Annotated in this window: 19 protein-coding genes; 10 read left to right on the forward strand and 9 right to left on the reverse strand. The window is 61.3% G+C overall.

What is annotated here, in order from left to right:
- Nucleotides 1-18 precede the first annotated feature (18 nt).
- From ACMUVN_RS05990 to ACMUVN_RS06010, 5 genes are all read right to left on the reverse strand, one after another.
- A complete protein-coding gene (locus ACMUVN_RS05990; RefSeq protein ID WP_047615298.1) occupies nucleotides 19-804 on the reverse strand; it encodes a hypothetical protein in 786 nt (261 codons plus the stop codon).
- A 203-nt stretch (nucleotides 805-1,007) separates the two neighbouring features.
- Nucleotides 1,008-1,613 (reverse strand): transglutaminase-like cysteine peptidase, encoded by a 606-nt coding sequence (locus ACMUVN_RS05995; RefSeq protein ID WP_047615296.1) that lies wholly within the window; start codon nucleotides 1,611-1,613, stop codon nucleotides 1,008-1,010.
- 375 nt (nucleotides 1,614-1,988) lie between these two features.
- Nucleotides 1,989-2,963, reverse strand: coding sequence for a prolyl aminopeptidase (pip, locus tag ACMUVN_RS06000; protein WP_414814911.1), 975 nt, complete (start codon nucleotides 2,961-2,963; stop codon nucleotides 1,989-1,991).
- A gap of 374 nt (nucleotides 2,964-3,337) precedes the next feature.
- The gene (locus tag ACMUVN_RS06005) at nucleotides 3,338-3,949 is read right to left on the reverse strand and encodes a PilZ domain-containing protein (protein WP_047615292.1); all 612 of its coding nucleotides are present in this window, start codon (nucleotides 3,947-3,949) and stop codon (nucleotides 3,338-3,340) included.
- A gap of 123 nt (nucleotides 3,950-4,072) precedes the next feature.
- Nucleotides 4,073-4,690, reverse strand: coding sequence for a PAS domain-containing protein (locus tag ACMUVN_RS06010; protein ID WP_047615291.1), 618 nt, complete (start codon nucleotides 4,688-4,690; stop codon nucleotides 4,073-4,075).
- Between the two features lie 293 nt (nucleotides 4,691-4,983).
- Here ACMUVN_RS06010 and ACMUVN_RS06015 point away from each other — a divergent pair, with 293 nt between their 5' ends.
- Together ACMUVN_RS06015 and ACMUVN_RS06020 are read left to right on the forward strand one after the other, a co-directional pair.
- Nucleotides 4,984-5,775: a rhomboid family intramembrane serine protease gene (locus ACMUVN_RS06015; RefSeq protein ID WP_097631243.1), complete on the forward strand. Its 792-nt coding sequence runs from the start codon at nucleotides 4,984-4,986 to the stop codon at nucleotides 5,773-5,775.
- A 91-nt stretch (nucleotides 5,776-5,866) separates the two neighbouring features.
- Nucleotides 5,867-6,301, forward strand: a complete 435-nt coding sequence (locus ACMUVN_RS06020) for a CBS domain-containing protein (protein WP_011652090.1) — start codon at nucleotides 5,867-5,869, stop codon at nucleotides 6,299-6,301.
- A gap of 67 nt (nucleotides 6,302-6,368) precedes the next feature.
- Here the strand turns inward: ACMUVN_RS06020 and ACMUVN_RS06025 are convergent, their stop codons facing one another.
- The 3 genes from ACMUVN_RS06025 to folE form a co-directional block, all read right to left on the reverse strand.
- On the reverse strand, nucleotides 6,369-7,331 hold the full coding sequence (locus ACMUVN_RS06025) for a patatin-like phospholipase family protein (protein WP_047615287.1): 963 nt from the start codon (nucleotides 7,329-7,331) through the stop codon (nucleotides 6,369-6,371).
- Nucleotides 7,332-7,448: 117 nt separating this feature from the next.
- A complete protein-coding gene (gene hisI / locus ACMUVN_RS06030; protein WP_132571844.1) occupies nucleotides 7,449-7,901 on the reverse strand; it encodes a phosphoribosyl-AMP cyclohydrolase in 453 nt (150 codons plus the stop codon).
- A 25-nt stretch (nucleotides 7,902-7,926) separates the two neighbouring features.
- Nucleotides 7,927-8,541: a GTP cyclohydrolase I FolE gene (folE, locus tag ACMUVN_RS06035; protein ID WP_047615284.1), complete on the reverse strand. Its 615-nt coding sequence runs from the start codon at nucleotides 8,539-8,541 to the stop codon at nucleotides 7,927-7,929.
- Nucleotides 8,542-8,850: 309 nt separating this feature from the next.
- Here folE and ACMUVN_RS06040 point away from each other — a divergent pair, with 309 nt between their 5' ends.
- From ACMUVN_RS06040 to thrS, 5 genes are all read left to right on the forward strand, one after another.
- On the forward strand, nucleotides 8,851-9,297 hold the full coding sequence (locus ACMUVN_RS06040; RefSeq protein WP_097631241.1) for an iron-sulfur cluster assembly scaffold protein: 447 nt from the start codon (nucleotides 8,851-8,853) through the stop codon (nucleotides 9,295-9,297).
- A 5-nt stretch (nucleotides 9,298-9,302) separates the two neighbouring features.
- Complete coding sequence (gene yidD, locus ACMUVN_RS06045; protein ID WP_132571841.1) at nucleotides 9,303-9,707, forward strand: membrane protein insertion efficiency factor YidD; 405 nt, start codon at nucleotides 9,303-9,305, stop codon at nucleotides 9,705-9,707.
- Between the two features lie 5 nt (nucleotides 9,708-9,712).
- Complete coding sequence (locus ACMUVN_RS06050; protein ID WP_097631249.1) at nucleotides 9,713-10,132, forward strand: DUF2267 domain-containing protein; 420 nt, start codon at nucleotides 9,713-9,715, stop codon at nucleotides 10,130-10,132.
- Nucleotides 10,129-10,656: a DUF1697 domain-containing protein gene (locus ACMUVN_RS06055; RefSeq protein ID WP_132571838.1), complete on the forward strand. Its 528-nt coding sequence runs from the start codon at nucleotides 10,129-10,131 to the stop codon at nucleotides 10,654-10,656. The genes ACMUVN_RS06050 and ACMUVN_RS06055 overlap by 4 nt, the downstream gene beginning before the upstream one ends.
- A gap of 121 nt (nucleotides 10,657-10,777) precedes the next feature.
- Nucleotides 10,778-12,784: a threonine--tRNA ligase gene (thrS, locus tag ACMUVN_RS06060; protein WP_097631239.1), complete on the forward strand. Its 2,007-nt coding sequence runs from the start codon at nucleotides 10,778-10,780 to the stop codon at nucleotides 12,782-12,784.
- Nucleotides 12,785-12,926: 142 nt separating this feature from the next.
- Here the strand turns inward: thrS and ACMUVN_RS06065 are convergent, their stop codons facing one another.
- Nucleotides 12,927-14,024 carry a hypothetical protein gene (locus ACMUVN_RS06065; protein WP_097544327.1) on the reverse strand — a complete coding sequence of 366 codons (1,098 nt, stop codon included), beginning with the start codon at nucleotides 14,022-14,024 and terminating at the stop codon, nucleotides 12,927-12,929.
- A gap of 113 nt (nucleotides 14,025-14,137) precedes the next feature.
- Here ACMUVN_RS06065 and ACMUVN_RS06070 point away from each other — a divergent pair, with 113 nt between their 5' ends.
- The 3 genes from ACMUVN_RS06070 (at nucleotide 14,138) to ACMUVN_RS06080 (ending at nucleotide 16,581) form a co-directional block, all read left to right on the forward strand.
- Nucleotides 14,138-14,722, forward strand: coding sequence for a nitroreductase (locus ACMUVN_RS06070; protein ID WP_414814912.1), 585 nt, complete (start codon nucleotides 14,138-14,140; stop codon nucleotides 14,720-14,722).
- Nucleotides 14,722-15,339: a flavin reductase family protein gene (locus ACMUVN_RS06075; protein WP_097544326.1), complete on the forward strand. Its 618-nt coding sequence runs from the start codon at nucleotides 14,722-14,724 to the stop codon at nucleotides 15,337-15,339. Before ACMUVN_RS06070 ends, ACMUVN_RS06075 begins: the two co-directional genes overlap by 1 nt.
- A gap of 99 nt (nucleotides 15,340-15,438) precedes the next feature.
- A complete protein-coding gene (locus ACMUVN_RS06080; RefSeq protein ID WP_132571835.1) occupies nucleotides 15,439-16,581 on the forward strand; it encodes a DUF2336 domain-containing protein in 1,143 nt (380 codons plus the stop codon).
- Nucleotides 16,582-16,673 lie beyond the last annotated feature (92 nt).

Below are 16,673 nucleotides of genomic sequence, written 5' to 3' on the forward strand. Positions count from 1 at the left end.
CGCTGTCCGGGGGGCATTTTAGGGACCTGTCGCAGAACGGTTCACAAGACGCGCGTCTACAAAGGTGCGGATAGCGGCATCAATATGTTCCCACTCGTCGAGATGGCTGCTCGAGAAACGGTAGAGAACGCTGAGATCCCTGCCGACCTTGATATCGCGCTGACAATCTCCGCTCGCCGCCTTGTCCGGGGCTGAAGGTAAAATACAGCGCACGACGTAGTCCGGCCCGCCCTTGAGGGGCGCCGTCAGCAACACTTCGTCACCGTAACCGGCATCGGCGCGAAGACGGTGCAGCGTCAGTCCGTCGCGGAAAGGCTCTGCCGGTCCTTCGAGCAGATGCGAATAGATCGGCTCCAGCCGCCCCGACATGTCGCGCGACATGGTGCTCTGTGTGATCTGCAGGAAGATCAGGCCGGAGGATTGAGCGACATCGTCGAATCGAAGGTGATTTTCCTTGCCGTAACCCTGCATTTCGGGCCAGGCGAGGTAGAGATCGACGCGCTCGGCAGCGCCCTCATGCCTTTGACTGGGGAAGCGGATGGCATTTTCCGGGAATTTGACGGTGTCGCGGCCGATGGCCAGCATGATTTCAGCCGTGCTGTCGGTGTTGCCGGCGAGCGAGATATGCCTGCCGAACCAACGGCCGCCGATGCTGATGGCAATAGTCAGGGCCGCCAGGATGGCGATCACCGCCATCGTGCGGAGGAGAAACCCCATGGAAAGAAGCGGTTGCTCGTCGGGTGCGCTGTGCGCGGCATGGCTCATGGTGGTTCTTCGCGTTTCGGTCCGCCGCAGGAAGAACATGAGCCGCTGGTACCGATGATGAATCTCATCGGTATGATCGGATCGGCATGGTTAACAATTTGCTAAGGGGCTGAAGGCAAGCCTTAAAAAAGGGGCGAGCCGTTCCCGGGACAGCGGGAACGGCTCTTGGGCGCCGGTCGGGGACGGGATGCGGGGACTGACCGGGCCGCAGACTGCAGCCGACATGGCCGGCAGGCTTGTTCTTACTTGACGCTACCGACCGCAACAGCGCGGCCGTCCTGAAGCTTCGACCAGCGGGCCGGATCGTCGGCGGACTGGCGCTTCAGATAGGTGTATTCGGTATCCGACCACAGCAGCACCTTGTTGCGCATGTTGTCGAGGATGAAGTCGCCGTGATCGGTGCGGACCGTCAGCACGGCATGGCCTTCGCCATTCGGCTGCAGCACGACTGTTATCAGCGTATCGGACGGCGAGAAGCCGTCGTCGATCAGCATCTTGCGCTTCAGCAGCGCATAGTCCTCGCAGTCGCCGACGGTGGTTGGATAGGCCCAACGCTCTTCGACACCGTAGATCTGCTCATCCGTCATCGGCTGGATCGTCGAATTGACGGCGTAGTTGACCTTGAGAATTTCCTTCCAGCGATCCTCGGTGAGGATGGCGGGTCCGGCATCGCCGCCGACTTCGACACATTCCTTTGGATTCGCCTTGCAGAATTCATAGTGTCCGATCGGCGGGCTGGCATTGCCCGCCAGGGCCATGCTGGCGGGCATCGCCTGTCCCGAACCCGCCATTGCCATGGTGATGGCACCGGCCAGAAGGCCGCCTTTCAGGATATTTGCAGTTGTCATTGCCGTCTCCCCGTAAGTTAGGGTGACAATGGCACAGACGTTTTTATCTCACGCAAAATTACGCAATAGAATTAAATGCTTAGTTGATTCAAATGCCGATAAAACTTGGCTAAAAACAGATTCGAATGCGCATAAAATTCGAAGCGGATTTGTCGCGAAATCGATTAAAATTGTAATTCACGCAACAAGGCTTTCACCCGCGAAAAGGTTGCGTTGCCGTCCTCATGTTAAGGATTTTCGTTGAGCCGGATAATTTCCGATGGGCGGCTGGCGGTCTCAGGCGGGGTGCGAGCGGCCGGAAAGGTCGCCGGAATGGACCGATTCGGTCGGTTCAAAAGCGGAATATCGCTCAGACCCCTGATGCCGGCGGGAAAATTATTTTTGCTGGATATCGCGAAATCGATCGGTCGCTGCGACGATCGCCGCGCTCATGTCCGGATTTGCGATGGAATGGGCAGCACGCGGAAGGACGCTGAGCTCGCTTTGCGGCCAGGCGCGGGCGAGTTCCCAGGCAGTGACGAGCGGCGCCTCGATGTCGAACCTTCCCTGCAGCAGGATACCGGGAATGCCGGCAAGCCGCGTGGCGTTCTTCAGCAGTTCGCCATCCTCCAGCCATGCGCCATAGCTGAAGTAATGAGTGATGATGCGGGCGCGCGTCAGCAGATAGGCGGGATCAGCCCAGCGGCGCGGCAGGCCTTGGGGATCAGCAAGCAGGATCGAGGCCGCTTCCCAATCATGCCAGTCGCGCGCCGCCTTGAGGCGGGTCTCCGGGTCCGGATCGTTGAGGAGACGATGATAGGCGGCAACCATGTCTTCCTCTCGACCCGGCCCCCCTGGGGGAATCGCCTGACGGAAACGGTGCCATTCTTCCGGGAAGAGCGGCGCCATGCCGCGAGAGAGCCAGTCGATTTCCGAGCGGCGGGTGGTGGTCACGCCTGACAGGACGATCGCCGCGACCCGCTCCGGATGGGTTTCGGCATAGGCGAGCGCCAGCGTCGAACCCCAGGAATTGCCGAAAAGCAGCCAGGTGTCGATGCCGAGACAGGTGCGCAGCCGCTCGATGTCGGCCACGAGATGCCAGGTGGTGTTAAGGGAGAGATCGGTTTCGGGATCGGCAGCACTCGGCAGGCTGCGGCCGCAATTGCGCTGATCGAACAGAATGATTCGGTAGGCACCGGGATCGAAATAGCGCCGCGCCGTGGTCGAGCAGCCGGAGCCCGGTCCGCCATGCAGCACCAGCGCCGGCTGGCCCGCCGGATTGCCGCAGGCCTCCCAGTAGATCAGATTGCCGTCACCTGTATCGAGCAGACCATGATCATAGGGTTCGATTTCCGGATAGAGAGCTGACATCGGTGCCCCTGCGGTCGAAGCCGACCTTATCCATCATATCTCTGACAAAGGGAAGATGGGCGAGGGCGGGGCATTCCCGGACGCAAATTACTGCACAATCCTGGGCGACCTCATCGGGCGCCGATCGGTGTCGCAGCTTGTTCCACTCATAATATTATCTACCGACTGGATGGAACGACTTGCGACAGGAATAGACGCTTGCCTTCCAAAGCCGGATTTGTTGCCACTTGCAAAGCTCTTGCCATGAAGTGCAGGCTTTTCAACACGACCTGACCGGGTGCGCGCCGGATCCGGCAATCGCGTTCGATGGAAGCCCGTCAAGAATTGCCCCCGCCACAGAACCCTCGGCAGGGCAGCCTCATTTTCAGCCATTGTTACAGGAATTCGCGCAGCGTCTCGCGGGACTGGATCGACAGGAATTCGATCGCCACGCCTTCGACGAAATGGCGCACAACGCGGCCGCGCATGTTGCCGAGGCGCACCGCCGTCCCGATCGAGGGACGCATCTCGACGTCGACGGCAGCACCAGACAGCGAAAGGTCCATGATGCGGCAGGAATAACGCGTGCCGTCTTCGAGCGTCAGCTCGGTCTTCGTGTCGCGCGGCGTCAGGCGGTCGTGGCGGCGATCTTCCGGCAGGCCGAGTTCATGTTTGTTGGCGAGCCAGGTGAGCTGGGCCGCGAGCTTCTCGCGCTTCCGGTCGGTGGCGTTGATCGACATGGTGAAGCCGCGGCCATCGAGCGTCTGGACATAACCTTCGACGCGTCCGAGATGATCGATATAGGCGACGACGCGTTCGTTGGCGCGCGGCCGCCCGGAGCACGTGACATACATGTCGCCGGGCGACATGTCGATCACCATGCATTCGAACTCCTCGTAGTTCGCAAGCATCAGCCGGCCCTGCATGTTGATGGGCACACGCTGAAAAACGCCCTGTTCAGGGCGCGGCGCAGGTCGTTGCGTCTGAGCTGGCTGGAACGAGTGCATCAAAGGGCTTCTTCATCAAATCTGAGAGTCCGATCATTACCCGCAATCCATTAACAGAAGGTTGTTCCGTCTCGTCCCGACATAGCCGAAAACGAGTATGCCCGATGTCCCGAAACGAAACCCTCAGCGCGCCTCCGCACTCATCAGCAGCTGCGACACCATGCGGCGCATGACCTGTCCGAAACGGGCGCTTCTGCCGGCGACAATCTCGTTGATGGGGCGCAGTTCGACGGGTGCTGCCTTGCCGAACTTTCCGGGCAGCAGACGGCTGCGGTCGAGCGCCAGGAATTCGAGCGGTACGATCTCCAGCCAGCTCGCAGCCGCAGTCGGGGCAATGGCGCCGAGCAACCGATCACAGGCGCCGTTCGGTGAGCGCAGCGGCATCATGATAATCTCGAAGGACGCCTGATGGCCGACGGTGCTGTAGCCGGTGGCATTGAACAGGGCGGGCATGGCATGGTCCATGACGCCCATCGCCGTGCGTTCGATATCGGCGTGCTGGCCATGGGCCCAGAGCGATGAAAAACGTTCGCCGCGCAGATCATGGCCAAAGAGATCGCAGATGCGGGTGCCAGCGAGCCGGAAACCAATATCTCCGCCCTCGCGCGCCTCCAGAATGAAGAGACTTTGCAGCAGATGCGGGACGGCGGAGGGTTCGACCTCTGATTTCAGCGGCGCATCGGCAGTGCCGCGGATGCGGTTCCAGTAGTCAAAAATTTCGATGGTCGTTTGCACACGCATTTCACACCAACCTGTCCCATTCCGGATCACTTTCGGGCACTCATTGCCCCTACAGGCTCTACCTTGCGGATTTCATGCCAAACCGCGGCGGTTAAGGTTAAGAAAGGGTTTCGGTTGAGGTGCTGCGCCAGTCGTGCCACTGTCCCGCATCGCTTCGACTTTCGAAGTTCAGCACAACCTGCCCGGGCCGAGGTCTTTTCCTCGAACTCCCGACACGCCGTCCGGCACTTCGGACGGCTTTTTTTTTGACAGTCGCTCCTGTATGGCTGTGGCCTCAACGAGGCGATACGCAGATGAATGAGCAGACGGCCGAGCCGAACGAGGCGCCCGAACCTTCCAAGGTCCAGCCGCCGGCACGGCCACCGCGCGAACCGGTCTTCAACCTTCCGCCGGCACTGTTCTTCAGCCTTTGCCTGCTGGCCGCCATCTACGCGGTGCAGGAGCTCTTGCTCTCCGACGATGCGCTGAACTGGCTGTTCTTCACCTTCGGCTTCGTTCCCGCCCGCTATGTGATTCCGCTGTCGCAGCAGGGGCCGGAGCTGTTCTGGACGCCAGTCACCTATTCGCTGCTGCACGGCAGCGTTCAGCATATCGTCTTCAACGCGTTCTGGCTGATGGCCTTCGGCGCGCCCGTGGTGCGCCGTATCGGGACGCTGCGTTTCGTACTCTTCTGGCTCTTTTCCTCCGTCGCATCCGCTGCCCTGCACGCGGTCCTGAACTGGGGGGACGTGTCGCTTTTGATCGGCGCGTCAGGGGTAATCTCCGGGCTGATGGGCGCTGCCTGCCGATTCGCCTTTCCAGCCGAACGACGGCCGATGCTGCCGGCGCATCTCAATGCCCGGCTTTCCATCTTCGAGGCGCTGAAGAGCCGCACCGTCATCATCTTCATGCTGCTCTGGCTGGTCGGTAACGCCCTGATCGCCGTCGGAATCCCGCTCGTCGGCGACAGCGATCAGGCGATTGCCTGGGACGCGCATATTGGCGGCTTCGTCTTCGGCTTCTTCCTGTTTTCGCTGTTCGACCGGGCGCCGCGCCCGCCTGTGATGGAACCTGCGGGCACCGAGAAGGATGTGTTGCAATCCTGAGCCGGGCAGTGCACGATTGCCTTATCCGCGCTGGGGGGAGAAACCGCCGCGGATGCCTGTGACAAGTGTTTCACGGACATAGGAGGTTCGAATGACCAGTTCAGTCAAAGCAATCCTCGACCTGAAGGGCAGGGACGTCGTCACTGCCGGGCCGAACACCACCGTCGCCGAGGCGGCGGCCATCCTCAGCAAGAAGAAGATCGGCGCGATCGTCGTCGTCGGCATGGAAAACCGGATTTCGGGCATGTTCACCGAGCGCGATCTCGTGCATGCGATCGCCAAGCACGGCAAGGAAGGCCTCGATCACTCGCTCGCCCAGGTCATGACCGCAAAGGTCTACCGCTGCCATGAGGAGACGACCGTCAACGAGCTGATGGAGCTGATGACCAGCCGCCGTTTCCGTCACGTGCCGGTGGAAAGCAACGGCAAGCTTGCCGGCATCATCTCTATCGGCGACGTGGTGAAATCGCGCATCGCCGAAGTCGAGCGTGAGGCCGAGGAAATCAAGGCCTATATCGCCGGCTGAGGTTTTTGCCGGCCGTGCCTGATTGATGTCGCCGTTCCAAACGCCACACGCTTTCGGACGGCATGCATCAGGGCTGGCTAGCGTAGACTTCCTGCATGCGCTTGATCTCGGGGAGCCGGGCTCTGGCTTCCTCGTAGCCGCGTTCGATCGCTTCGCCGGCCCGGTGGAATTCGGAAAGGCCGATATAGCTGAGGCGCGGCTGCAGCGAAATATCCGGCGGGTCTCCGGCAAGACGGGCGCGGGCGATCCTATCCTGGATGATGTTGAAGGCCTGCACCATGACGCCGGTCATGCCGAGACGCGCATAGGGCGCCTCTTCCTGCTTCTGCACTTCCTGCGGCGAGAGGCTGGCATTGTGCCGGACGACGGCCGAGCGGCCGTAGAGATCGTAATTGAGATTGACGGCGACGACGAGCGGCTGCTCGTAGGCACGGCAGACGGAGACGGGGACGGGATTGACCAGCGCCCCGTCGACCAGCGTGCGGTGATTGCTGCGCACCGGCTCGAAGATGCCGGGCAGGGCATAGGAGGCGCGCAGCGCTGTAATCAGCGACCCATTGGCAATCCAGACCTCATGGCCGGTATTGACCTCGGCCGCGACCGCGACGAAGGGCCGATCGAGATCCTCGACATTCAGGCCTTCGAGATGTTCCTGCATGCGCTTGGTCAGCCGCATGCCGCCGAAAAGGCCGCTGCCGCCGATGGTGAGATCGAGGAGACTTGCAATCCGGCGCATGGTCAGCGAACGCGCGAAACTTTCGAGTTCATCGAGTTTGCCGGCGAGATAGCAGCCGCCAACTAGCGCGCCGATCGAGGTGCCGGCAATCATACCGATTTCGACCTTTGCCTCGTCGAGCGCGCGCAGCACGCCGATATGGGCCCAGCCGCGGGCCGCGCCGCCGCCGAGCGCCAAGGCGATCTTGATTTTCTTGACAGGCGCGGGAGGCGGGATCGTCTCCAGCGTCGTGGACATTCCGGAACCAGGACCTTCGCCTTCAGAGCTTTGACGATGCAGACTCCAGCTCAGCATGGCGCTCTCCCCTCCCAGCAGAACACTTGGTTTCCGATAGTGTGCCCGATCAGTTTCCAAATGGTATATAGAAGCGGTTTCTGGCGCAATAAGGAGCAAATGCCGGAGAAATTCGGGCTATTTTCCGTAGACATCGTGTGGATCGAAATGAATCTCGTCGTCGACGATATCCAGCATCGGCTTTCCGTCTCGAAGCGTGATCGTGCGGTAGAAGCAGGAGCGGCGGCCGGTGTGACAGGTGGCGTCGTGGCCGGCGACCTCGACCTTCAGCCAGATGGCGTCCTGATCGCAATCGGTGCGTATTTCCTTCACCGTCTGCAGATTGCCCGAGGTCTCGCCCTTCTTCCAGATCTTGCCGCGCGAACGGCTGAAATAATGGGCCGTGCCGCTCTGGATGGTCAGAGCCAGCGCGTGGGCATTCATATGCGCCACCATCAGCAGTTCGCCGTCCTTGGCGTCGGTGACGATCGCGGTGATCAGGCCGCGGTCGTCGAAACGCGGCGTGAAATCGCCGGCGTCTTCCAACGCCGACTTGTCCCCGGATGGTTGATTGAAGATCAGTTGACTCATCGCGGCCCTCCTGAGGGAGCCGGTATCAGCGGCTCCGCACCATGGTCATGAAACGGGCCTGATCGGCCGGCTCGGTCTTGAACGTTCCCGTAAACGTGGTCGTCAACGTGGTCGAGCCCTGCTTCTGAACGCCGCGCATCGCCATGCACATATGTTCGGCCTCGATCATCACGGCAACACCGCGCGGATTCAGCGTATCGTCGATGGCCCTGGCGATCTGCGCGGTCATCGTTTCCTGCGTCTGCAGGCGGCGGCCATAGATTTCGACGACACGGGCAATCTTCGACAGACCGAGCACACGCCCGTCCGGCATATAGGCGACATGGGCCTTGCCAATGATCGGCACCATGTGGTGTTCGCAGTGCGAGAAGAAGGGAATGTCCTTGACGAGGACCATGTCATCGTAACCGGCGACCTCCTCGAAGGTACGGCCGAGCACGTCTTCCGCCGCCATGTCGTAACCGGAAAAAAGCTCGCGATACGACTTGACGACGCGGGCCGGCGTTTCGAGCAGGCCTTCGCGCGTCGGGTCGTCACCGGCCCAGCGCAGCAGAACGCGAACGGCTTCCTCGGCCTCCTGCTGGGAAGGGCGATCGGAGTCCCGGTTCGTCTGCGGAAAGTTCTTTACGATGGCGTCCATGAACAATGGTCTCCTGGCCCGCACCGCGGGCCCATCTGTCGGAATCGCCACTGGTCAATCCCATGCGGGAATTCATGCACCTTTGGCAGGCTCCGGGGCTTTCGGGGCAGATTCAACGCCCGTCCGGCACGGTTTCCCAATCAAACTTACAAGAGGCCATTGCATTTTCATGGCCTTCGAACGACATACATATAGGAAGACGGCCATTATATGTAAGTATCCTCGGACGACACGGTGTGTTTTTTGTTTCAATAACAATAACACCCGCAAAGAGGCCGATCCGCAGCGATTTTGGAGCGGAAATCCAGCATGGATGACATCTACAACAGCAAGATTCTCGAATTCGCAGGCAATATTCCGTTGACCGGCACGTTGGCGGATGCCGATGCGACCGCCCAGGCCCATTCCAAGCTCTGCGGCTCGAAGGTGCGGATCTGGCTGAAGATGGATGGCGATACCGTGAGCGGTTTTGCCCATGACGTAAAGGCCTGCGCACTCGGCCAGGCCTCGTCCTCGATCATGGCCCGCCACGTGGTCGGCGCGACATCGGGCGAACTGCGCCAGGCACGCCTGGACATGCTTGCCATGCTGAAGGCCGATGGAGCGGGGCCGCAGGGACGGTTCGAAGACATGCGTTATCTTCTGCCGGTGCGTGACTACAAGGCTCGCCATGCTTCGACGATGCTGACCTTCGATGCCGTTGTCGATGCGATCGGGCAGATCGAGGCGAAACGGGCGGAAGTTGTCGAGGCGTAGCTGACATGTGCGAGTTCTGCGTCCGGCAGGCTGATGATGAGGACGACGGCGGTGCCGCCGGATCAGGCAAGTCGCGTGAAAAGGCCGCAGGCTGCTCCCGCAACTATACCGGCCCGTTCCGCAAGACCCCCGACCGCTTGCTCGGCATGGGGCTTATCCGCCTCTATCAGCTGACGCTTTCCGGCTTTGTCGGCAATTCCTGTCGCCACATCCCGACCTGCTCCGAATATGGCTATGAGTCGATCGCCCGCCATGGCCTGTGGGCTGGCGGCTGGATGACGCTGTTTCGCGTCGGCCGCTGCGGCCCGGGCGGCACCAGCGGCCTAGACCAGGTGCCGGAGAGGCTCGGCGACCGCTTCCGCTGGTGGACCCCCTGGCGTTATCTCGCTCTCGGACGCAAGAGAGGGTGAGCGCCATGACGATGCCCGGTGAATACAGGCGTGCATCGGAGGATTTCGACAGCTATCTCGATGATGTGAGAGCCGATGCGCTGATCGACAGCCGCAATGTGGTCTACACGATGACCCAAGGGGTCTTTCAGACATTCCGCTGCCGCCTCGATGTCGCAGACGCACTGCGGTTCGCCGATGTGCTGCCGCCGGTGCTGCGCGCAATCTTCGTCTCCGACTGGAACCCGCATGACGCCAAACGGTCCTTTGATGATCGTGCCGCGATGACGCGCGAGGCGCAGTCACTGCGCGGTGACCATAATTTTGCCCCCGACACTGCCATCCGAGACGTGGCAATGGCTGTGCGAAAACATGTCGAAGTCGCCGCATTCGACAGAGTGCTGAAGACATTGCCCGACGGCGCAGAGGAGTTCTGGCGGCCATGAGCACCTTCATCGCCCTCCTGCACAGCATTGTCCTGACGCCAGATCGCCGCGTTATCATGCAGGATTTGCGCGCACTTGCCGAAGAGCTCGGCTATCGCGAGCCGCGCACGCTGGTTTCCACTGGCAATCTCGTCTTCGCGGCCGACGATATGCGGCCGCACGAACTTGAAGTCGCCCTCGAAGAGGGTTTTGAAGAAAAGTTCGGCAAACATGTTGATATCATCGTGCGCAGCGACTGCACCTGGATGGCGCTTTGCAGCACCAATCCTTTCAAGGACGGTAATGGTGACCAGGTCATCGTTCGGGTAATGCGCCTGCCGGTCGACCCGAAGAAGGTGGAGGCGCTGAAACCGCTGCTGACCGAGGGACAACGCATCGCCGTCGTCGGCGGCGATCTCTGGATCGATTTCGCCGGCAAGCCGAGCCAATCCAAGCTGCTTTCGGCGCTGACGACCAAGCGGCTCGGCGTCGGTACGATGCGCAACTGGAACACGGTGTGCGGTCTGACTGAAATGATCATCTAGGCCGGCTTCTTCTTTACTCACGTAGGAAATCTGAGTATCAGGCGGCAGCGTTTCCGAGGACGGAGGCGCTGCCGTTGCAACCACCCGCATTCGTTGGCGGGACTGGACAAGGAGAATTTCGATGTCCCAAGCTATTTCCCTGACATTTCCCGATGGTTCCGTGCGCAGCTTCGATGCTGGCGCAACCGGCCGGGATGTCGCTGAATCCATTTCCAAATCGCTCGCCAAGAAGGCGGTCGCCGTCGCAATCGACGGCACCGTGCGCGACCTTTCCGATTCCGTCACGACGGGCAGGATCGAGATCATCACCCGCAACGACGACCGCGCGCTGGAGCTCATCCGCCACGACGCGGCGCACGTCATGGCCGAAGCGGTGCAGGAGCTCTGGCCCGGCACCCAGGTGACGATCGGCCCGGTCATCGAAAACGGCTTCTATTACGACTTCGCCAAGAACGAGCCCTTCACGCCCGACGATCTGCCGAAGATCGAAAAGAAGATGAAGGAGATCATCGCCCGCAACGCCGCCTTCACCAAGCAGGTCTGGTCGCGCGAGAAGGCCAAACAGGTATTCGCCGACAAGGGCGAGCAGTACAAGGTCGAGCTCGTCGACGCGATCCCGGCAGGACAGGATCTCAAGATCTATTACCAGGGCGACTGGTTCGACCTCTGCCGCGGCCCGCATATGGCCTCGACCGGCCAGATCGGCAACGCCTTCAAGCTCTTGAAGGTGGCCGGCGCCTATTGGCGCGGCGACAGCAACAATCCGATGCTGAGCCGCATCTATGGCACGGCTTTCGCCGAGCAGTCGGAACTCGACAACTACCTCCACATGCTTGCCGAAGCCGAAAAGCGCGACCACCGCAAGCTCGGCCGGGAAATGGACCTGTTCCATTTCCAGGAGGAAGGCCCGGGTGTCGTATTCTGGCACGGCAAGGGCTGGCGCATTTTCCAGTCGCTGGTCTCCTATATGCGTCGCCGGCTCGCCGTTGATTATGAAGAGGTCAACGCACCACAGGTGCTCGACACAGCGCTCTGGGAAACCTCGGGGCACTGGGGCTGGTATCAGGAAAACATGTTCGCCGTGAAATCGGCGCATGCAATGACGCATCCCGAAGACAAGGAGGCGGATAACCGCGTCTTTGCGCTAAAGCCGATGAACTGCCCCGGCCATGTGCAGATCTTCAAGCATGGCTTGAAGTCCTATCGCGAATTGCCGATCCGTCTCGCCGAATTCGGCCTGGTGCACCGCTACGAGCCTTCGGGCGCGCTGCATGGGCTGATGCGCGTGCGTGGCTTTACGCAGGACGACGCGCACATCTTCTGCACCGACGAGCAGATGGCTGCCGAATGCCTTAAGATCAACGACCTGATCCTGTCGGTCTATGAAGACTTCGGTTTCAAGGAAATCGTCGTCAAGCTTTCTACCCGTCCGGAAAAGCGTGTCGGCTCCGACTCGCTCTGGGATCGTGCGGAAGCCGTCATGACCGATGTGCTGAAGACGATCGAGGCTCAGTCCGAAGGTCGCATCAAGACCGGCATCCTGCCGGGCGAGGGCGCTTTCTACGGGCCGAAGTTCGAATATACGCTGAAGGACGCGATTGGCCGTGAATGGCAGTGCGGCACGACACAGGTCGATTTCAACCTGCCGGAACGCTTCGGGGCCTTCTACATCGACAGCAATTCCGAAAAGACGCAGCCGGTGATGATCCATCGCGCCATCTGCGGCTCGATGGAACGCTTCCTCGGCATCCTGATCGAGAACTTCGCCGGCCATCTGCCGCTCTGGGTATCGCCGCTGCAGGTGGTGGTGGCAACGATCACTTCGGAAGCCGATGCCTATGGCCTCGAAGTGGCCGAGGCGTTGCGCGATGCCGGTCTCAACGTCGAAACCGATTTCCGCAACGAGAAGATCAACTACAAGATCCGCGAGCATTCGGTCACCAAGGTTCCTGTCATCATCGTCTGCGGCAGGAAGGAGGCCGAGGAGCGCACGGTCAACATCCGCCGCCTCGGCAGCCAGGACCAGGTTTCGATGGGGCTCGATGCCGCCGTCGAGAGCCTTACTCTTGAGGCAACGCCGCCCGACATTCGTCGCAAGGCCGAAGCACGGAAAGCCAAGGCGGCCTGAAAATAGCGAGTTACGACAGCGCCGGGCCCTGGCCCGGCGCTGTCGGAAATCTGATATAAAGCCGCACTCTGTCGATGACGCTGCCCGCCGAAGCGCGGCCTTGCCCAAAGGTCTCGGCTGAGCCAAGCCGATCGAGGTTAAATCAATCGAGGCTGGTGTCGTCGCCGCCTTGTGGCGCGAGTTGCTCGTAGGAGGGCAGCGGAGCGACCGGAGCCGGCTGGACGCCCGGCGGTGGCGGTGTGCCAACCGGCACCTGTTGCACTGTGCGAGCCGCGCTCGCCGGCGGCTGCGGCTGCTGGTCCTTCATCAGAACCTCGACATCGGTATTCCTGCCGGCGACGACGGTGAAATCGCGCTGGTAGATCTTGTCCTTGTTGCGGGCGACGGCGGAATAGCCACCTTCGGCGAGAACCATGGTCGGGAAGGCGCTGACGCTTTCGCCGACGCTGTCGCCGGCGGCCGTCAGGATCGACCAGGCCGTATCGGCGATTGCCTCACCGCCGGCATCGGAGACAAGCTTGAAGGTGACCTGCGCGGCGCGATGCTGGATCGTCGCCTCGGTCAGCTTGCCGGCCTCCACCTGGATGTCGGCGCGGATCACGGCGTTGACGTTGCCGTACTCGGAAACGATGTGATAAGTGCCGGCATTGAGGCGGACGATGGTATTCGGCGAGACATCGGCAACGACGAGGCCACGCTCGCCATCGTCGCGCACTTCCGAGGAATAGATCGAGAAGCTCAACTGGTCGGGGCGGATGCGGGCATCGGTGCCGGAGACGGCATTGAGCAGCAGGCCGCCGGCATCGAGCACCATCACCTGCTTGTCGACATCGCCTTCAGCCGGCACGGTCAGCTTCTTGGTGACGCCGGCGCGGCCAAAGGAAACGTTGACGAAATAATCGCCGGGGGCGAGCTGAAAGGCGGCGGGTCCGCCCTTGGCGCTGGCGATCAGCGGCAGTTTGCCGTCGGTTCCGGCGATCGGGCTGAAGACGTACCAGGAGAGGCCTTCCTCCACCGGCGTGCCGTCCGCCGTCAGCTTGGCCTCCATCGGGACGTCACGCAGTTTGACCCCTTCAGGCGCATTGCCAGGCGCGATGAAAGCATCGAGCTTCGGCATCTTCGGCGTCGATTCAAGCTGTTTGAATTCCTTGAAGGCATCCTGAGCGCCGGCGCCCAAGGGCGTCAGTATCATCAGGGCAATGGCAAGGCCGATGCGTGCAAAAGGCGAAATGCCAAACATCTGTTTCGTGAACCGATTGACTTCTGAAATCGCAAAGGCCACTTCAAGACCAACGCGATGGCAAATTCAAGACCCACCCTTCGCAGCAGCATTAAAATGAGAGTTTCTCCCGCATGAAATCCGATATCAAGCTGATTGATTACCTCGCCGTGCGCCGCTCCATCCCCGCTTTCCAGATGTGTGAACCAGGCCCTGAGAAGGCCGAAATCGAGGAGATCCTGCGGCTTGCCTCGCGGGTTCCCGATCATGGCAAGATCGCGCCCTGGCGCTTCATCGTCTATCGCGGAGAGCAGCGCGCCTGTCTCGGTGAGGAGCTTCTGACCTTGGCGCTCAAGGCAAAGCCCGACCTTTCCGAAGAGATGATCCAGGTCGAGCGCACCCGTTTCACCCGCGCGCCCGTGGTCGTCGCCGTCGTCAGCAAGGCGGGGCCGCATATCAAGATCCCGGAATGGGAGCAGTTGATGTCGGCCGGTGCGCTTTGCCTCAACGTCATCCTCGCCGCCAATGCCAGTGGTTATGTCGCCAATTGGCTGACGGAGTGGTTCGCCTATGACCAGCGCGCTTATCCGCTGCTCGGCGTCGGTCCGGATGAAAAGGTGGCGGGCTTCATCCATATCGGCTCGACCACATTTCCAGCCATCGAGCGGCCGCGGCCGGAGCTTGCCGATACCGTAACCTGGGTCGGTGGAGAAGACTGATGTTCTACGCCACCGACGGGAACCGGCACGGGCTCGCGCATGATCCGTTCAAGGCGATCGTGTCGCCGCGTCCGATCGGCTGGATCGGCAGCAAGGGCAGGGACGGTTCGATCAATCTCGCGCCCTATTCCTTCTTCAATGCCGTTGCCGACCGGCCGAAGCTGGTGATGTTTTCTTCCGCCGGGCGTAAACACAGCCAGCGCAATGCCGCCGAGACCGGCGTCTTCACCTGCAATTTCGTCAGCCGCGATCTTGCCGAGAAGATGAACCTCTCCTCGGCGGCACTGCCCTACGGCAACAGTGAATTCGACTTCGCCGGTCTGACGCCGAAGCAGGCCGAACTGATCGATGCGCCCTATGTCGGCGAGGCCTTCGCAGTGCTCGAATGCAGGGTTACCGAGATCATCGAGCCGAAGACGCTGTCGGGTGAACCGTCCGAAAACGTCCTTGTCTTCGGCGAAGTGGTCGGCATCCGCATCGACGAGGCGATCGTCAGGGACGGCCGCCTCGACATGTCGATCGCCCGCCCTGTCGCCCGCATGGGCTATATGGATTACAGCGAGGGCAGCGATGTTTTCGAGATGGTCCGGCCGCAATTGCCGCCGATTGATGGCTAATCAAGGCATGCAAAGGCTTAAGAAACATGGTGAACCAATCTTAAACCTTTTGCCGCTACCGTCGCAGCATTGAATGGAGCGCGAGGGAATCGCGTTCAAGTGCTGGGGCGTCGCGTGATCGTAGAAGCTTTCCTTCGTTGGATCGAAACGGCCAAGACGGGTGACCGGGCCCGGGCCGCAAACGCGCTCGGGCGAGCCTATCTGCAGTCCGAGATGTCTGCGGATGAGCGAGCGGCGGCTGAGATGGCGATGACCTTTCTACTCGACGATCCGTCGCCGCGCGTGCGGCTGGCGCTGGCCGAGGCGATCGCCTGGTCGCCCGATGCGCCGCGCAGCCTGATCCTTTCGCTTGCCGAGGACCAGCCGGAAGTCGCCTGCCACGCAGTGACCTGTTCGCCGCTTTTGAGCGATGCCGATCTCGTCGATCTCGCCGCCCGCGGCAATGGCGCCACCCGCATGCTGATCGCCGCCAGAGCGCATGTGACGCGCCCGGTTTCCGCCGCGCTTGCCGAGGTTGGTGACGAGGAAGAACTGCTGTGCCTGCTCGAGAATGACGGCGCGGTGATCTCCAGCCTTTCGTTGAAACGCATCGCCGAACGGCTCGGCTACTGCTGCGATATCCGCAACCTGCTTCTCGACCGCAGCGATCTTCCGGCCGATGCCCGCCAGCTGCTGACCCAACATGTCAGCAATGCGCTGGTCGGGCTACCGCTGGCGCAGGCGGCTATCGGCCTGCAGCGGCTCCAGCGCATCAGCCGCGAGGCGACCGAGGCTGCCATCGTTTCGATCGCCGGCGATATCGCGCCGCGCGAAATACCCGATCTCGTCCAGCATCTGCGACTCAACGGCCGGCTGACGCCATCCTTCCTGATGCATGCGCTCTGCGCCGGAAAGGTCGACTTCTTCGCCGGCGCGATCGTCGATCTCACAGGCTGCAGCGAGCGCCGGGTGCGCTCGATCCTGGCAACCGGGCGCATGCATGCGGTGCGCGCGCTCTACGAGTCCGCCGGCCTGCCGAGAGATATCAGTGTCATCTTCGTCGAGGCGACGATGCTGTGGCGCGACGCCGCCAGAAAAGCGCCGGGCAGCGTGCTCGGCAATGTCTGCGGCCGTCTTCTGGAAAAGTTCCGCCATCACGACGCGCATGGCGCGATCGGTGAACTGCTGGACATGGTGGAAAAACTCCACGTCACCGAACAGCGACAATCCGCCCGTGTTTATGTGGCGCTCGCTGCGGCCTAAAGCGCGTCGCGATCTTCAAATTCGCTTGCCGGACTTCAGGTCTTTGTTTCCGCCCGTCTTTTGGCGCAAAACCGCTGCACAGTTTTGCGCGA

The sequence above is a fragment of the Rhizobium sp. IY2 genome (assembly GCF_047532935.1).
GTDB classification, from domain to species: domain Bacteria; phylum Pseudomonadota; class Alphaproteobacteria; order Rhizobiales; family Rhizobiaceae; genus Rhizobium; species Rhizobium anhuiense.

Bases quoted from the DNA above. Each gene is read 5' to 3' on its own strand.
- ACMUVN_RS05990 (WP_047615298.1), bottom strand. From the start codon at position 804: ATGTTCTTCCTGCGGCGGACCGAAACGCGAAGAACCACCATGAGCCAT.
- ACMUVN_RS05995 (WP_047615296.1), bottom strand. From the start codon at position 1,613: ATGACAACTGCAAATATCCTGAAAGGCGGCCTTCTGGCCGGTGCCATC.
- pip (WP_414814911.1), bottom strand. From the start codon at position 2,963: ATGTCAGCTCTCTATCCGGAAATCGAACCCTATGATCATGGTCTGCTC.
- ACMUVN_RS06005 (WP_047615292.1), bottom strand. From the start codon at position 3,949: ATGCACTCGTTCCAGCCAGCTCAGACGCAACGACCTGCGCCGCGCCCT.
- ACMUVN_RS06010 (WP_047615291.1), bottom strand. From the start codon at position 4,690: ATGCGTGTGCAAACGACCATCGAAATTTTTGACTACTGGAACCGCATC.
- ACMUVN_RS06015 (WP_097631243.1), top strand. From the start codon at position 4,984: ATGAATGAGCAGACGGCCGAGCCGAACGAGGCGCCCGAACCTTCCAAG.
- ACMUVN_RS06020 (WP_011652090.1), top strand. From the start codon at position 5,867: ATGACCAGTTCAGTCAAAGCAATCCTCGACCTGAAGGGCAGGGACGTC.
- ACMUVN_RS06025 (WP_047615287.1), bottom strand. From the start codon at position 7,331: ATGCTGAGCTGGAGTCTGCATCGTCAAAGCTCTGAAGGCGAAGGTCCT.
- hisI (WP_132571844.1), bottom strand. From the start codon at position 7,901: ATGAGTCAACTGATCTTCAATCAACCATCCGGGGACAAGTCGGCGTTG.
- folE (WP_047615284.1), bottom strand. From the start codon at position 8,541: ATGGACGCCATCGTAAAGAACTTTCCGCAGACGAACCGGGACTCCGAT.
- ACMUVN_RS06040 (WP_097631241.1), top strand. From the start codon at position 8,851: ATGGATGACATCTACAACAGCAAGATTCTCGAATTCGCAGGCAATATT.
- yidD (WP_132571841.1), top strand. From the start codon at position 9,303: ATGTGCGAGTTCTGCGTCCGGCAGGCTGATGATGAGGACGACGGCGGT.
- ACMUVN_RS06050 (WP_097631249.1), top strand. From the start codon at position 9,713: ATGACGATGCCCGGTGAATACAGGCGTGCATCGGAGGATTTCGACAGC.
- ACMUVN_RS06055 (WP_132571838.1), top strand. From the start codon at position 10,129: ATGAGCACCTTCATCGCCCTCCTGCACAGCATTGTCCTGACGCCAGAT.
- thrS (WP_097631239.1), top strand. From the start codon at position 10,778: ATGTCCCAAGCTATTTCCCTGACATTTCCCGATGGTTCCGTGCGCAGC.
- ACMUVN_RS06065 (WP_097544327.1), bottom strand. From the start codon at position 14,024: ATGTTTGGCATTTCGCCTTTTGCACGCATCGGCCTTGCCATTGCCCTG.
- ACMUVN_RS06070 (WP_414814912.1), top strand. From the start codon at position 14,138: ATGAAATCCGATATCAAGCTGATTGATTACCTCGCCGTGCGCCGCTCC.
- ACMUVN_RS06075 (WP_097544326.1), top strand. From the start codon at position 14,722: ATGTTCTACGCCACCGACGGGAACCGGCACGGGCTCGCGCATGATCCG.